General features: G+C 73.7%; 14 protein-coding genes. 9 read left to right on the forward strand and 5 right to left on the reverse strand.

The annotated features are described in order from the left end of the window. Positions 1 to 119 precede the first annotated feature (119 nt). Positions 120 to 299, reverse strand: coding sequence for a hypothetical protein (locus LO771_RS29365; protein ID WP_230748092.1), 180 nt, complete (start codon positions 297 to 299; stop codon positions 120 to 122). 735 nt (positions 300 to 1034) lie between these two features. Here LO771_RS29365 and LO771_RS29370 point away from each other — a divergent pair. Then, positions 1035 to 1493, forward strand: a complete 459-nt coding sequence (locus LO771_RS29370; RefSeq protein ID WP_230748094.1) for a VOC family protein — start codon at positions 1035 to 1037, stop codon at positions 1491 to 1493. Between the two features lie 85 nt (positions 1494 to 1578). Here LO771_RS29370 and LO771_RS29375 read toward each other — a convergent pair whose 3' ends face one another. Both LO771_RS29375 and LO771_RS29380 read right to left on the reverse strand, forming a co-directional pair. Beyond that, positions 1579 to 1764, reverse strand: coding sequence for a hypothetical protein (locus LO771_RS29375; protein WP_230748096.1), 186 nt, complete (start codon positions 1762 to 1764; stop codon positions 1579 to 1581). Positions 1765 to 1827: 63 nt separating this feature from the next. After that, positions 1828 to 3897: an FUSC family protein gene (locus LO771_RS29380; RefSeq protein WP_230748098.1), complete on the reverse strand. Its 2070-nt coding sequence runs from the start codon at positions 3895 to 3897 to the stop codon at positions 1828 to 1830. A gap of 909 nt (positions 3898 to 4806) precedes the next feature. Between LO771_RS29380 and LO771_RS29385 the strand changes: the two genes are divergently transcribed. Further along, on the forward strand, positions 4807 to 5637 hold the full coding sequence (locus tag LO771_RS29385) for an alpha/beta fold hydrolase (RefSeq protein ID WP_230748100.1): 831 nt from the start codon (positions 4807 to 4809) through the stop codon (positions 5635 to 5637). A gap of 213 nt (positions 5638 to 5850) precedes the next feature. Here LO771_RS29385 and LO771_RS31775 read toward each other — a convergent pair whose 3' ends face one another. Further along, positions 5851 to 6609, reverse strand: coding sequence for a BTAD domain-containing putative transcriptional regulator (locus tag LO771_RS31775; RefSeq protein ID WP_374228275.1), 759 nt, complete (start codon positions 6607 to 6609; stop codon positions 5851 to 5853). A 738-nt stretch (positions 6610 to 7347) separates the two neighbouring features. Between LO771_RS31775 and LO771_RS29390 the strand changes: the two genes are divergently transcribed. The 6 genes from LO771_RS29390 to LO771_RS29415 all read left to right on the forward strand — a co-directional run bounded on the left by LO771_RS29390 (position 7348) and on the right by LO771_RS29415 (position 12475). Then, positions 7348 to 8097, forward strand: coding sequence for an SDR family NAD(P)-dependent oxidoreductase (locus tag LO771_RS29390; protein WP_230748102.1), 750 nt, complete (start codon positions 7348 to 7350; stop codon positions 8095 to 8097). Positions 8098 to 8257: 160 nt separating this feature from the next. Beyond that, positions 8258 to 9115, forward strand: coding sequence for a TIGR03620 family F420-dependent LLM class oxidoreductase (locus tag LO771_RS29395; protein WP_230748104.1), 858 nt, complete (start codon positions 8258 to 8260; stop codon positions 9113 to 9115). A gap of 130 nt (positions 9116 to 9245) precedes the next feature. Then, complete coding sequence (gene tatA, locus LO771_RS29400; RefSeq protein ID WP_230748106.1) at positions 9246 to 9518, forward strand: Sec-independent protein translocase subunit TatA; 273 nt, start codon at positions 9246 to 9248, stop codon at positions 9516 to 9518. A gap of 27 nt (positions 9519 to 9545) precedes the next feature. Further along, complete coding sequence (tatC, locus tag LO771_RS29405; RefSeq protein ID WP_230748108.1) at positions 9546 to 10406, forward strand: twin-arginine translocase subunit TatC; 861 nt, start codon at positions 9546 to 9548, stop codon at positions 10404 to 10406. A gap of 99 nt (positions 10407 to 10505) precedes the next feature. Then, positions 10506 to 10937 carry a Sec-independent protein translocase subunit TatB gene (locus LO771_RS29410; protein ID WP_230748110.1) on the forward strand — a complete coding sequence of 144 codons (432 nt, stop codon included), beginning with the start codon at positions 10506 to 10508 and terminating at the stop codon, positions 10935 to 10937. Positions 10938 to 11131: 194 nt separating this feature from the next. After that, positions 11132 to 12475: an epoxide hydrolase family protein gene (locus tag LO771_RS29415; protein WP_230748114.1), complete on the forward strand. Its 1344-nt coding sequence runs from the start codon at positions 11132 to 11134 to the stop codon at positions 12473 to 12475. Between the two features lie 265 nt (positions 12476 to 12740). Here LO771_RS29415 and LO771_RS29420 read toward each other — a convergent pair whose 3' ends face one another. Then, positions 12741 to 13079, reverse strand: a complete 339-nt coding sequence (locus LO771_RS29420) for a hypothetical protein (protein ID WP_230748116.1) — start codon at positions 13077 to 13079, stop codon at positions 12741 to 12743. 138 nt (positions 13080 to 13217) lie between these two features. On the opposite strand from LO771_RS29420, the gene LO771_RS29425 reads away from it, so the two are divergent. Beyond that, positions 13218 to 14495: an MFS transporter gene (locus LO771_RS29425; protein WP_230748117.1), complete on the forward strand. Its 1278-nt coding sequence runs from the start codon at positions 13218 to 13220 to the stop codon at positions 14493 to 14495. Positions 14496 to 14674 lie beyond the last annotated feature (179 nt).

Consider the following 14674-nt stretch of genomic DNA (forward strand, 5'->3'; position numbering starts at 1 on the left):
GGCGGCTGCACACGATCGAGGGGCGGTCCCATGAAGACCGCCCCTGATGAGACGTTCGCCCACTACACTCACGCGCGCAGGCCTCTGAACAGGCAAAACGTCGAAGTCCTGCTGGAGTACTAGGCGGCCTGCGGTGCCGCTGCCGCCGCCTGGTCCACCGCACGGTCGAAGGTCTCCTGCGCCTCGCGCAGCCTGGGGATGTAGTCGGCGTAGGCCTGCGCTGCCTCGTGGTAGGAGGCGGCGGTCTTGCGCAGCCTGTCCGGGAGGCTGTCGCCGATTTTCTTGTTGAGTGCGTCCATCGCCGAACCGTGGCCGCGGGAGATTCTGCCGTCCTTCCCGAGGAGGTCCAATGCCTTCTGTGCGGCATCCCCGACATCGCGGTAGCGGGTGACGATGCCTTGGATGAGATCGGGGTCGCCAGGCGTCGGGTCGGAGTCCATTCCGACGAGTTCGAAGTCCTGCTCATCGGAGTGTCGTCGTGTCACGCGAGTCCCCTTCGGCATCGTGGCGTCCTGTTTCCCGTACACGTGCCGCGGACGGCAATCGTTCACCCGAGGCCGTGAGGCTCGGCCCGGGTCCACCGGACGGTGACTGCGGCGGGGCGGGGGGTGATGCACAGAGGTGCCCGCTGAGAAGCTCCTGTCCTTCCGCATGTGAGCGGTGCGTTTCCGGTGGTCGGGCATGGTCCGGGTTGCCGTGCGGCAGGGACGGTGTGTCGTGCCGTCTCTGCGGTGGAGGTGCCGGGTGCCGTCGGTGACGGGGTTGCTGGAGGAGCGGGAGCGGGCTGTCCGGCAGCGGGTGGAGGTGCTGCAGCCCGGGCTGCGGGAGGCGGAGGCCGCGTGGGAGCGGCTGGTGATCGCCCGCGAGACGGTGGGCGAAGTGCTGGCGGAGCCCCGCGGCTGTGAGGAGCTGCCGGTGGCTGTGCCCGTGGAGCGGCCGGTCGTGCCGGGACCGCGGCGGGAGCGGGGTGCGGTGCCGGGCTCGGTGGCGCCGGTGCGGCGGGACGGGCTCGACGCCGGGGTGCCGACGCCGGGGTGCCGGCGCCGGACTGCCGGCGGATCGTGGAGGTCCTGGCCGACCACGACCGGGCGAGGGACTTCTCCACCGGTCTCGGCTGGAGGGTCGACGCCGACGTCAGCACGGACGACCGCTACAGGCTGATGCAGGTCACGCCGCCGGGCTCGCCCGCCTCGGTCGTCTTCGGCACGCAGGTCACCGCCGCGCCGCCCGGGTCGGCCGACGGCCTGATCCTCGTCGTGGACGACATCGACACGGCCCGGGAAGCGCTCACCTCGCGGGGCGTCGAGGTCGGCGAGCCCTTCCACGACGAGGGAGGCGGCCTCGCCGGCGGCTTCCGCATCGGTGACGCGGGGCGTGCTCCCGGCCACGACCCGGAGCGCCGGTCCTACGCCACGTACGCCTCGTTCCACGACAGCGAGGGCAACCGCTGGATCCTGCAGGAGATCACCGAGCGGCTTCCGGGCCGGGTCTGACCCTGTCGGCCGGCGCGGCCGGACCGGCCCGTCCCGCCCGCTCCCCCGTGCACCGCACCGCGGCGGTTCCGGCACTGCCGCCCCTTCATGTGCCGGTGCCGCCGCGCCGCGCGAGGTGGCGCCCCGCCGCAGCGGCCAGGACGGGCTGCAGCCGGCGGACCGCGTTCAGGTGGTCGGCGGTCCAGATGACGCGGACCGCGGTGTCGGTGGCCCGGCCGTGCGGGTCGCGCAGGTCGCACCGGACGGCCCCGACGATGGCCGCTTCGGCCACGGGGTTGTGCGGCATCGGGTGCGGGGCCGGCCCCGGCTCCCGCAGGTGCGACGACAGTCCCGCTTACCAGCCGGCGACCCTGCCGGAGGTGCCGAGGAGGACGTGGCGGGCGTCGGCCCCGGTGCTGCCGTCCGGCTGCGGCCCGGCGCGCTGCCACAGCTCGAGGACGGCGTCCCCGGCGAGACGCAGCCCGACGACCCCGGTGACGAGGGTGGTGATGTCCGCCAGGGACGTCGGCTTCGGCCCCCGTTCCGCCAGATAGCTGCGGAAGGCATCATCCAGCCGTCGCGCGGCGGCGGCCGCCTGGCGGCCCATCCGGGCAGGGGTCTCCGGGGTCGCGGAACCGGCGCCGCACCGGCCGACGGCGTAGTCCACGGCACCGGCGAGGTAGCGGGCGCTGTCCGCGTAGGCGACGGCGAGGGCGCGGTCGACGGCGGCAGCGGCGCCACGGGGCCAGAAGACGAGGCCCACCAGCACGCTCACCGCGCAGCCGAGGGCGATGTCCTCCGCACGCACCAGCGCGATGTGCCAGTCGGAGGGCCTGCCGATGCTGAACAGGACGACGAGGGTGACGGTGAAGGCCGCCTGTCCGGCCGCGAACGAGATGACGGTGGGGGCGGTCCCCGCGACCAGGACGGCGAGGGGCAGCAGGAGCCACAGCAGGGTGCCGTGCGGGCCCACGAGGACGAGCAGCCCGGCGCCGATCAGGGAGCCCGCGAGCGTGCCGGCCAGGGCGCGCGCCGCGCTCTGGCCGGTGCTGAGGGCGTTCGAGCGCAGGACGGACAGGGTGCCGAGCAGCACCCAGAACGAGTGCTGGAGGCCCGTGAGGTTCGCCACGACCACCGCGATGCCCAGGCCGAACGCTCCCCGCAGGCTGTTGTGCAGCCAGACGGAGTGCGGCCGCAGGTGGGCGACGGCCCGTTCACGGGCGGTGGACAGGGGGGCGCCGGGACTCCCGGGGTCGCGTCCCGCCAGACGTTCGCGCCAGCTCCGCTGCTCGGCCCGCGCAGCCAGGTGCACGTTGTCCGCGACCTGGAGTGCCGCGAACCCCATCTCCTGCGTGCGGAAGGACACGTCCAGGGCCTCGAGGAAGGAGTGGACCTCCGGGTCGCTCCCGGGGCGGCGGTGTACGGGGATCCGTGAGGCCGCGCCGCGTTCCAGGGCGTCCAGTGCCCTCCGGAGGCCCGTCGAGGCGGTCTTGAGCGCGGCCGGATCGGACCGGAGGTTCTCGAGCAGGCCGGCGGCCAGGTCGAGGACGGATGCCGTGCGTTCCAGCGCCACGTGGGCGACCGGGTCGCAGGCGGGGGCGTCACGGAACACGCGCCCGCTCCTGGTGGCGATGGCGCTGATCCACGTGAGTTCGTCCACCAGGCGCACGATCGCGCGGGAGCCGGTGGAGAGTCCGGCGGGCCGGTAGGGAGTGGCGTCGAACGCGGCCCGCAGGTCCGTCCACGCGGCCAGGACATCCGCGGTCATGGCGTCCCACGCGTGGGCCGTGGGGGCGTCCCCGTCGCCTCCCACGCGGGAGGCGTCGGCACGCAGCAGCGCCGCCACGGCCCGGCAGGTGCGGGCGGCGGGCGTGCTGAGCGGCTCGGTGGCACGCCGGGGCCACAGGAACCAGACCGCGGGCAGTGCGGCGGACAGCGCGAGGCCGACGCCGGCGAGGCGCCCCGGCAGGTCCGCCGGCGGCGCGGGCGAGGTGACCGGGAGGACGAAGCCCAGGAGGAGCGCGTTCGTCGCGCCCGCCAGCACGGAACTGACGACTCCGGAGAACAGGACGAGGAAGCCGACCACCACCGTGGCCCCCACCGCGAGCCAGGTCGGCCGGGCGGTCAGCGTGCCGAGGCAGATCAGCACCGCCCACGCCGCCGCGAACCCGGAGTAGGCCCGGAGCTGCTGCACCCGGGACCCGGGGAAGTCGACCAGGAGGAGCATGGAGAACGATCCGAACGAGGCGAACGTCGCCACCGCCGGCGAGCGGACCACCACCTGGCACAGGACGAGGAGGACGGGCATCACGACGGCGGTGCGCGCGGCGCGCCGGGTGGCCGCCAGGTCGGGATCACGCGTCCGCAGCCAGCGGGCGGGCGTCGTGGACAGGGCGCTCCTCAACGGGTCCATCAACGGGTCCATCAATGTGTGCGCCTCCTCTGCCGGGCGGGCCGGTCGCACCCTGCCCCGCTCCGGGTCGCGCGCAGGCATCCGGGGTGCCGCACGGCGCCCTGCGTGCCGCGGCCGGCGATCGCCGGGGGTGCGGCAGGGCGCCGTCGCGCGGTCGGGGGGGCGCGAACCGGTGGGAGCGGGGCGGCCCCCTGGCACCGGGGGCGTCGGCGGTGGTATCGGCATGTTCCACGGTTCGAGTCCCTCGTGGCGTACGCGGTCCTCGGCATGAAGGCCGTCACTGCAGCGACGATCTCGGCGGGCTCGGGCGCGAGCCCCTTCGGGACCCGGCCTCCACCCCGGAGGGGACGGACCGCGGGCCCGTCCACGCCCGGCGCCCGGTCAGGTCGGCGGTCCGGCGGCCGGGCAGCGCGGCAGCACGCCGCATCGGACAGCCGCCCTTCCGGGTCGCCTGTCCATCGTGCCTCGCGTGCAACCGGGGCGCGACCGGTCGGTCCGCCTACCGGGCCGGAACACCGGACCCGGTCGGGCCGGGGCCGGCACGGCAGGCGCCGCAGCGCCCCGCAGCAGGGCCGTCGGGGCGGGTCCCCCGGGCGAGGACGGCCGCGGACGGAGTGGGAACGGCCCGGGCAGATGAGGTTTGCCGGGGATCGAGGGCGAACATACGGTCCACGAGTGCCTGGAACGATCGGCACGGGTTCAGGCGGCATCGCTGCCCTGATCGCCGACCTGGCTCCGTACGGCTCAGCGGTGGCGCCGCCGCCCCGCGACCCGCCCTGCCGGTGGACGGCCCTGCCCTCCCCTGCGGGACGGTCCCGGTCGAGGGTGGACGGACGCCCGGCCCCTCTCCTGCACCCTGCGCACCGAGGCGACCGGCGGACGCGGGTGGGCATGAGCCGGAACACGAGGAGTGGCTGCACCATGGACGTCGGAATCGAACCGCGCTTCCGCGACATCGACGGGCTGCGCATCCGGTACGCGACGAGCAGGCCGGTCGGCGGTGGCCACCAGGCCCTGCTGCTGAGCCCGTGGCCGGAAAGCCTCTACGCCTTCGCGCCGGCCTGGAGCAGGCTGGCCGAGGAGGTCCAGCTGGTGGCCGTCGACCTGCCGGGCTTCGGGCACTCGGAAGGCCGGGGCGACCTGATGTCGCCGTCGGCGATGAGCGGGTTCATCCTGCGGATCGCCGACGCCTTCGACCTGCGGCATCCCCACGCGGTCGGTCCGGACATCGCCACCTCGGCGCTCCTCTTCGCCGCAGCGGCGGCGCCCGACCGGTTCAGGTCCCTGGCGGTCGGCAACGGCGGCGTCGCCTACCCGCTGCAGCTGAGCGGCAGGCTCAAGGACTTCGTCGAGGCGCCCGACCTGGACGCGCTCCGCCGGATCACCGGCCGGGACCTGGTGCTCGGCGTCCTGGAGAAGATGGAGCGCCAGGGCTACGCGGCGCCCGACGTGGTGAGGGAGGACTACCTGGCGGCGTACGACGGCGACCGGTTCATCGAGTCGGCCCGCTACGTGCGCTCCTTCCCCACCGACCTCCGCACCCTCGCCGGACAGCTGCCCGGGATCACCGCCCCGGTCCTCAACGTCGTCGGAGCCCACGACGACATCCTGCTCCCGGCAAACGGCGAGTACCTCACCGGCAGGCTCTCCCGGGTCGAGAGCGTCGTCCTCGACACCGGGCACTTCCTCCACGAGACGGCGGCCGACGCGTACGCACGGCTCCTCGTCGAATCGTGGACGAGCGACCCGTGAAGGGTCCGCGTTGCAGGAACCGGTGATCCGGGAGGGGTTCGGAAGGGGTTCGGGAGGCCCGGTCTGTCCGGGCCCCGACCGTGCGGCCGTGCACACGGCCCCGGCCGCGGCCGGTGGGGGCCGTGCGGGTCTGCGCACACGGGCACGGCACGTACGCGGCACGTACCGGTGACCGCAGGCGCCGGAGGGGGCACCGCGGACACGCACGCGGCATCACCCCCGGCGTAGCACCGCGCGGCTGCAGGGCAGGGCACCGGAACACCGCCTCGTGCGCGAAATGAAGCCGCCGAAACGCTCCGGCCCGGGCCGAAACTTCGGTGAGCCGCCTTCCTCAGGACCGCGCCGCCGGCGGAGAGCACGGTGGCCTCGCCCGGCCCGCCGCCGGCCGCGCGCGGTCCGCTGGACCGCCTCCGCGACAGCGAGACAGTCCTCCTGCCGCGAGGTGAGGTGGAAGTGGGCCCCCACGTGGCCGGAGATGCGCCGGGCGGGGCCATGGAACCCGTGGTCGGCGGTGGCCCGGACCGCGTGGACCAGGCTGGCGTGGCTGGGCCGCGCACCAGGCGAACGCCTCCGCCCGGCAGGTGGGGCCTTCTGGCAGGCGCCCGGGCTCGGGGGCCGGGGCAGCGGGCCTGCCTCTACAGGAGCGGAGGACGGCGAGCGCGTCGGCCTGCGAGCCGCTGCGGCAGAGCGCGGGGACGAGGCGCTCTCCGCTTCCTCCCTCGTCGGGTGCGCCTCCGGCATCGCGCTCAGATCGGGCACCAGGTCCCGATGGCGCCCCAGGGCCAGGTCGAGATCCGCGAGGAACTCCTGGGCCGCGAAGCGCCTGGCCTCGAGGTGTTCGCGCGGGGCTCCGGCGAACGGGGCGTCGATCCCGGACAGCACCGTCCCCCGCCACAGGCGCAGCCCCTCCCGCACCGCGCGAGGCGCCCAAGAGCACGCTCCTGAAACGCTCCTGACGGTTCGGCAGGACATGCGGTGGGTGCGGCTGCGTGCCGCGAGGTGCGGGGTGCGATCCCCCGCGCCGGGGACGGCCCTGCGAGGTGCGCCGGCGCAGAAGCCCCCCTCGGCCCGCGCGCTCCCTCCCCTGCCTCTCCCCGCCCCCAATTCGGCACGACACCACGGGCAGCCCTGCCCCGTCCCGGACAAGACCGGGATCTGACCGGGGCACTGTCCTCAAGGACCGGGAAACCGCGCACCACCCGGCCGCAGGCACCGCCCATCCGACGACAGCCCCACCACCTGCCGGGCTGTCCGGCCCGGCGCGGGGGACGGGGCCGCCTGGTCGAGCAGCGATCGGCCAGCCGCCGCAGACCACGGGCCGGGCGGTCTCGGCGCCCTGGAAACCGGACCGGAAGAGGCGAACCAGCCCGGCCACCGCCGCGTCGCCGCGACAGGACGGACCATGCCCGGGAGCGGGGGCCCGACGGACTCTGACCCGCCCGCTCGAACATGCGGCTGAGCTGAAGGGCACCCTTGCATCTCGACGCTTGATGTAACAACAAGTGTTACCTTTCCGCACGGCGATCCCCCCGGCCGCAGCACAGGGCGGCAAAGCATCTGCTTGACACGGCACCCCGGTCGACCTAGTTTTGTATCGACCACTAGAAAACAGTCGGCATCACCGGACTACCCGCCCTGCGGGCCCAGGCGGTGCGGCTCGCGTGTCCGAGTCCTTCGGGCCGCGCACTCACTTTGATTCGGAGCACCACCATGGGACAGCTTGACGGCAAGACGGCCATCGTCACCGGCGGCACCAGCGGCATCGGCCTGGCCACCGCTCAGCGCTTCGCCGCCGAGGGCGCGCACGTGTTCATCACCGGCCGCCGCCAGGAGGCGCTGGACGCCGCAGTGGCGCAGATCGGCCCGCGTGCCACCGGTGTGCGCGGTGACGTATCGGACCTGGCCGACCTCGACCGGCTCTACGCCACCGTGGCCGAGCAGGGGCGTCGGATCGACGTCCTCTTCGCGAACGCGGGCGGCGGCACCTTCTCCACCCTGGAGCAGGTCACCGAGCAGCACTTCGACGAGACCTTCAACAGCAACGTGCGCGGCACGCTCTTCACCGTCCAGAAGGCGCTGCCGCTGCTGAACGACGGCGCCTCGGTCATCCTCACCAGCTCCACCGCCGGCACCGCCGGCGCCGAGGCCTTCGGCGTCTACGCCGCCTCCAAGGCCGCCATCCGCTCCTTCTCCCGCACCTGGGCCAACGAGCTCAAGGGCCGCGCCATCCGGGTCAACGCCATCAGCCCCGGCCCGATCGAGACCCCCGGCATCGACGGCCTCCTCCCCGACCCCGAGCAGAGGGCGCAGGTCAAGGGCTTCTTCGCCAGCCAGGTGGCCCTGGGCCGGATGGGCCGCCCGGACGAGGTCGCCTCCACCGCGCTCTTCCTCGCCTCGGACCAGAGCAGCTTCATCACCGGCGTCGAGCTCTTCGTCGACGGCGGCCTCAACCAGATCTGACCACCCCCAGCCTACGCACCCCGGTGCAGGGGGCGGTGCGGCGGGCGACCGCCGCACCGCCCCCACCCCCTCACCCCTGTGGCGAACGCCGCCCGCCGCGCCGCGTCCGGCCCGCCACGGCCAACCAGCCCGCACGACCAGTACAGACGGGACACACAGCATGGACGTGGGACGCACAGGAATCTGGAGCATCGAACTGCGGACCGCAGACCCCGGAGAGATCCGGGACGCCGCCGCCGAACTCGACGCCATGGGCTGGGGAGCCTTGTGGATCCCCGGCCTCGGCGGCGGCGACATCCTCGGCGACTCCGAGCGCCTCCTGAGCGCCACCGGCAGCACCAAGGTCGCGGTCGGCGTGCTCAGCATCTGGCGCCACAAGGCCGCCGAGATGGCCGCCGGACACGCACGACTGCGGCAGCGCTTCGGCAGCCGACTCCTCCTCGGACTCGGCGTCAGCGATCCGGCCGCCGCCCGCGAGGCGGGACACGACTACCGCCCTCTGGCAGACATGGGCCGCTACCTGGACGAACTCGACCACGCCCCGGCCCTCGTCCCGCCCGGCGAACGCCTCATGGCCGCACTCGGCCCCAAGATGACCCGCCTCGCCGGACAGCGCACCGCGGGCGTCCACCCCTTCCTGGTCACCCCCGAGCAGACGGCCGCCACGCGCGCGCTGCTCGGACCCCAGCCTCTGCTGGCCCCCTACCAGGCCGTCGTCCTCGAACGGGACGCCGCCGCGGCCCGCACGACCGCCCGCGGCTTCGTCAGCATGTTCCTGTCCATGGACCACTACGCCCGCAACCTGCTGCGCCAGGGCTTCACCGAGGAGGACCTCGCCGACGGCGGCAGCGACCGCCTCATCGACAGCCTCGTGGCCTGGGGAGACGTCGAGACCATCGGCAGCCGGGTCCGCGCCCAGCACCAGGCCGGAGCAGACCACGTCTGCCTCCACGTCCTCGGCTCGGGCTCCCCCCCCCCCCCGCCCCAGTGGCGGGAGCTCTCGGCCCTGGCCCGCTGAGACCGCCGATGCCCTACCGGCGGGCCACCCGAAGCCGGGCCTCCTGACGTCCCCCGGTCCACCGCAGGCCCCCCTCCCGGTGGATCCGCGCCCCCGCCTTCCCCCGGCACCCCCAGCGAAAGGAACCATCGTGTTCGGCAAGATCGGAACTCCGGAAATCCTGCTCATCCTGGTTGTGGTCGTCGTGCTCTTCGGCGCCAAACGCATGCCCGACATGGCGCGATCGCTCGGGCAGTCCCTGCGCATCCTCAAGAGCGAGACCAAGGCCCTGCGGACCGACGACGCGACCCGCGACCCGCGCCCCGAGGACTCCGGGCAAGCATCTGCTTCCCCTCTGTCCCCGGAGCGGCCGACCGGTGCCGGATCCCTCCGCAGCCACGACACCGGTCGCGAAGCGGCCTGACGCACCCGGCACAGGCCAGGTCGCGCCATGACCTCTCCACCGACCACGGCAGAATCCCAGCCCGCAGGCCACATGCCCCTGGCGGACCATCTGCGCGAACTGCGCAGCCGCCTGACCAGGGCCGTGGGTGCGATCGTCGTCACCACCCTGGTGGCCGGACTGTTCTACAAGCAGCTCATCGGCATCGCCATCGCACCCCTGCCCGGATGTGCGCCTTCACCCGGCAGCGCGGGAGACTGCGGCCTGATCGCGGTGAACGGGCTGCTGAGCCCGTTCACCCTGGCCATGAAAGTCTCCTTGGCCGCCGGCGTGCTGGCCGCGAGTCCCGTGTGGCTCTACCAACTGTGGGCCTTCCTGGCGCCGGGTCTGCACCGCCACGAGAAGAAGTACACCGTCGCCTTCCTCGCCACGGGGATTCCCCTGTTCCTCATCGGCGCGGCATTCGCCTACGCAGTCCTGCCGACCACGGCACGGGTCCTGCTGTCCTTCACCCCGGACAAGGCGACGAACATCCTCCCGGTGGATGACTTCCTCGACCTGGCGACCCGCATGGTGCTGGTGTTCGGGGCTTCCTTCGAACTGCCGCTCGTCCTGGTCATGCTCAATCTGATCGGCCTGCTCAGCGCGCGGCGCATGGTCGGCTGGTGGCGCACCATGGTCCTCGGCATCACCGCCTTCAGCGCCATCGCGACGCCCAGCACCGATCCGCTGAGCATGCTGCTGCTCGCGGTCCCCATCACCGCGCTGTACCTCCTCGCCTGCGCGGTGTCCTGGTGCGCCGACCGGCGCCGCCGCGCCCGCGCGGCGGCGGAGGACACGGCATCCCATGAAACGCCTGGTGTCGCACCGCCCCCAGCGCCCGCAGCGCCCGCGCGTGGCCGCCGCTGATGCGGCCGCCGCCCATGGCGCCGAGCCCCGCACCCACCGACATCCGCAGGACGCGCCCGGCACGAACCGGGCGGCCGTACCCGTTCGCAGGAGGCCACCGTGTTCCTCGGCATGGGCCCACTTGAACTCCTCACCCTCGTCATCCTCGGGACCGTCATCCTGGGCCCGGACAAGATCCCCCGACTCGTCGCCGACGCCACCCGGATCCTGCGCAGGATCCGGACCCTGTCCGACAGCGCCCGGACCGACCTCCGCGCACAGCTCGGACCCGAGTTCGCCGACCTGGAACTGCAGGACCTCCACCCGCGCGGCATCGTCCGCAAGGCGTGGCAGCACGCCTCGGCCGACGAGGAGCTGCAGGAGCTCCGGGACATCGGCACGGACCTCCGGGCAGACGCGGCGTCGGTGCTCTCCGCCGACCCTCCGATCCCCCCACCTGCCCCCCGCAGGCCGGAGGACGGCCCTCCCGTGGCCGGCCGGCACACGGCGTCCCCGCCCCCCGGTCCACCGGAGCAGATTCCGGCCGCTTGACCGGAGACGGGAAAGCACCTAGTTTTATATTGAACGATATAAAACTGTCGCCGCGTCTCTGCCCTTTCCGCCAGAACGCCACGAAAACCGGCCCACGCGCCGCACCTCACGCGTCCCGGGCGCACTGCACCCACCTCACCGCCGCCGCGCGATACGACAGGTGCCCCCCACCCCCCGCACAAGGAGACCTCCTGATGAGCAAGGAAACACCCCAGAACAACACGGCCGCGGGCAACCGCCACCGCTTCTCCCGCCGCGGCATCCTGCGGACCGCAGCCATCGTCGGGGCTGCGACGGCCACTCCTGCCGCCCTGCTGACCGCGAACACCGCGTCGGCCGACGCCACGACGGCCGGCGCCGCGCCGGTCGAGCACCTCGTCCTTCCGCCCGCCACCGAGGCCGTCCAGCCCTTCCACCTGCAGGTGCCCGAAAGCGCCCTGGAGGATCTGCGCCGCCGCCTGGACCAGGTGCGGCTCCCTGAGCGGGAGACCGTGCCCGACAACTCGCAGGGCGCGCAGCGGGAGCCGGTGGCCGCACTGCTCGAGCACTGGCGCACCCGCTACGACTGGCGCCGCCTGGAGCGCCGCCTGAACTCCCTGGGCCAGTACCGCACCGAGATCGACGGCCTGGGCATCCACTTCCTGCACGTGCGCTCCCGCCACGCCCACGCACGGCCGCTGCTGCTGTGCCACGGCTGGCCCGGCTCCGTCGTGGAGTTCCTCAAGGCCGTCGGCCCCCTGACCGACCCCGAGGCCCATGGCGGCACCGCCGCGGACGCGTTCCATGTCGTGATCCCCTCGATGCCGGGCTACGGGTTTTCCGACAAGCCCGGGACGACCGGCTGGAACACCGAGCGCATCGCCCGTGCCTGGGTCACCCTCATGGAGCGCCTCGGCTACCAGCAGTACATCGTCCAGGGAGGCGACTGGGGCGGCAGCGTCGCCACCCAGGTCGGCAAGCTCAAGCCGGCCGGCCTGGCCGGTGTCCACCTGAACCTGCCCGAGTTCATGCTGACCGGCGGCCTTCCCGTGGACAACCCCACCCCCGCGGAGCAGACGGCCATCGCGCAGCAGCAGAAGTTCAACCAGGTCTACGCCGGGTACTTCACCGAGCAGGCCACCCGCCCGCAGACCGTCGGCTACGCCCTGAACGACTCCCCTGCGGGACTGGCCGCCTGGATCTACGAGAAGTTCGTCGACTGGACCGACAGCCACAACCACCCGGAGCAGGTCCTGACCCGGGACGAGATGCTCGACGACATCACGCTGTACTGGCTCACCGGGACCGGCGCCTCCTCGGCGCGACTGTACTGGGAGTTCTACCGCAGCAACCACGAACTGACCGTGCTCGGCATGCCCGTCGGCGTCAGCGTCTTCCCCAGGGAGCTGGTGAGCACCCCGCGCGTGTGGGCGGAGCGCGCCTACAGCAACCTGCGCTACTTCAACGACAGCATCGCGGCCGGCGGCCACTTCGCCGCCTTCGAACAGCCGGCCCTGTTCGCCGGGGAAATCCGGGCTTTCGCCCGCACCCTGGCCTGACCCCGCCGACGGCGGCCCGCTGCCCCCGTCTGACGGGTCACCGGTGAGTGTCCGTCACCCGGATCCGTCCTGCCTCACCCAGAGGCCGGGACGGATCCGGGTGGCGGACCGGCTGCACGGGCTGCGCGGTGATCCAGCGGCTCCGGCACGCATTGGACCCCCACGGGAAACTCTCACGCACTCGTCCACGGGTCCCTGCGGTCCGGTGTGGCGCGCCCGGCGGGAGGGTCGGATCAACGGTGCAAACCTCGTGGTCAGCCGATGATCAGCAGCCTGCGGAGAGGCGACTCCCGAAGGTGGTCCCGGAGGCGTTCAGGGCCGCCCGCCCCCGGGTCGTCCAGTGCTTGCAACCGGCGCCGGCCGGGTCGTGCCCCTCGCAGCCGGGGCGGTCGGCGAGCCGACCCTCAAGGGCGGACCCGCGGATCTCCCTGACGAACTGCGGGAGCAGTCCGCCGGAGCGGCTCAGGTCCGGGTCCTCGGCCACGGCCCGGTCGACCAGGTGCCCGATCGGCCGGTGGTCGAGCGCATCCCGGTGCGCGGTGGCCGGCGGCGGACCGGCGGCCTCGACCTCGGACCGGGTGGCGTGGATCGTCACCTCGGACATGCGGTGCCTCCTCCTCCCGGTCTGGCCGGCGGCCCACCCGGTCAGAGCGGGTCGGACCGTTGATCGGGCACTCCGTCCACCCAGCGGCACCGCACGGTGCGGCACGGTCCGCGACATCCACCCCCTCCAGGAGAGAGCATGAACGGTCCTTCCAGTGCGGTGCCGGTCGCAGGGGAGCCTCAGCCGGCCCCCGTACGCGGCAGGCACGCGCCGCACGGCGGCTGGCCGGCGGTCGCCTCCGTCTCGCTGATGTGCTTCGTCCTGGTGCTGACGGAGTTCCTGCCGATCGGGCTGCTGCCCGCCCTTGCCTCTGATCTCCACGTGTCCCTCGGCACCGTCGGCCTGGTCGTGGTGGCACCCGGCCTGACGGCCGCGGTCGTCGCCCCCCTGCTCACCGTCGCCTCGGGGCGGCTGGACCGGCGCAGGGTGCTCGTCATGCTCGCCCTGCTGACCGCGGCCTCCAACATCCTGGCGGCCTGTGCCCCGGACATGGCCGTGATGGCGGCGGCACGGGTCCTGCTGGGGGTCGGCGTGGGCGGATTCTGGGCGATGGGCGCCGGAGTCGCCGTCCGACTGGTGCCCGCGCGCGCAGCCCACCGGGCCACCGCCCTGATCACGGCCGGGATCTCGGCCGGCACCGTCGTCAGCCTGCCGCTCGGCGCACTGGTCGGCCACCTCGCGGGTTGGCGGACCGCCTTCCTCCTCGCCGCGGGCGCCTCGCTCCTCGCACTCACGGCCCTGGTGCTGAGGCTGCCCGCGCTGCCGGCCACCGGCGCGGTCAGCCTGACGACGCTCACCACCGCCCTGCGCAGGCCCGGTCCGCGGACCGCCCTGCTGGGCGCGGCGCTGATCTTCCTCGGGCACTTCGCCGCCTACACCTACCTCACCCCCTACCTGGAGGACCGGGCGCACTTCGGCCCTGCCGCGGTCACGGCGGTCCTGCTGGCCTACGGGGCGGCCGGGCTGGCCGGGAACTTCGCGGCGGGCGCCGCCATCGGCCGCAGCCCGCGGACGGTGCACGTCGCCGCGACGGCCCTGGTCGCGGCCGTGGCCGCGCTGCTCGGTCCTCTGTCGGGCGCGGCACCCGCGGTCGTCGCGCTCGTCGTGGTCTGGGGCGCGGCATTCGGTGCGGTACCGCTGGTGCTGCAGACGTCGATCACGCGCACGACCCCGGAGGACCCCGAGAGCGGCATGGCCCTTCTGGTCAGCGTCAGCCAGATCGCGCTGGCCGCGGGTTCGTTCGCCGGCGGCCTGGTGGTCGACGGGTACGGCATCCGGGCCGGCTTCACCTTCGGCGCCGCGCTCGCACTGCTCAGCACGGCCACCCGCCTCCTCCCCCTCCCGTCCTCCCTCCGCACCGTCTGCGGGTACCCGCCTGTCGGCGACACCGCCCGCACGCGGCATCCGCACCCGTAGGAAGTCACCGAGCACCATGACGAGTTCCCAGCAGGCATCGACATCCGGCATGCCCACCTCCAGCGCCGTGCGGCGGGCCCTGCGCCGGGCCCGCGACGGCGTCGCCCTGGACACCGCGGAGGCCGCCGTGCTGCTCGCGGCGCGCGGCGCCGACCTGCGCGACCTGTGCGCCTCGGCGG

The organism is Streptacidiphilus sp. ASG 303, assembly GCF_020991365.1.
Classification (GTDB): Bacteria; Actinomycetota; Actinomycetes; order Streptomycetales; family Streptomycetaceae; genus Peterkaempfera.

Coding starts and splice junctions, on each gene's coding strand:
- LO771_RS29385 (WP_230748100.1), top strand. CDS start 4,807: ATGGACGTCGGAATCGAACCGCGCTTCCGCGACATCGACGGGCTGCGC.
- LO771_RS29365 (WP_230748092.1), bottom strand. CDS start 299: ATGGACGCACTCAACAAGAAAATCGGCGACAGCCTCCCGGACAGGCTG.
- LO771_RS29390 (WP_230748102.1), top strand. CDS start 7,348: ATGGGACAGCTTGACGGCAAGACGGCCATCGTCACCGGCGGCACCAGC.
- tatC (WP_230748108.1), top strand. CDS start 9,546: ATGACCTCTCCACCGACCACGGCAGAATCCCAGCCCGCAGGCCACATG.
- LO771_RS29425 (WP_230748117.1), top strand. CDS start 13,218: ATGAACGGTCCTTCCAGTGCGGTGCCGGTCGCAGGGGAGCCTCAGCCG.
- LO771_RS29380 (WP_230748098.1), bottom strand. CDS start 3,897: ATGGACCCGTTGATGGACCCGTTGAGGAGCGCCCTGTCCACGACGCCC.
- LO771_RS31775 (WP_374228275.1), bottom strand. CDS start 6,609: ATGTCCTGCCGAACCGTCAGGAGCGTTTCAGGAGCGTGCTCTTGGGCG.
- LO771_RS29415 (WP_230748114.1), top strand. CDS start 11,132: ATGAGCAAGGAAACACCCCAGAACAACACGGCCGCGGGCAACCGCCAC.
- LO771_RS29395 (WP_230748104.1), top strand. CDS start 8,258: ATGGACGTGGGACGCACAGGAATCTGGAGCATCGAACTGCGGACCGCA.
- LO771_RS29420 (WP_230748116.1), bottom strand. CDS start 13,079: ATGTCCGAGGTGACGATCCACGCCACCCGGTCCGAGGTCGAGGCCGCC.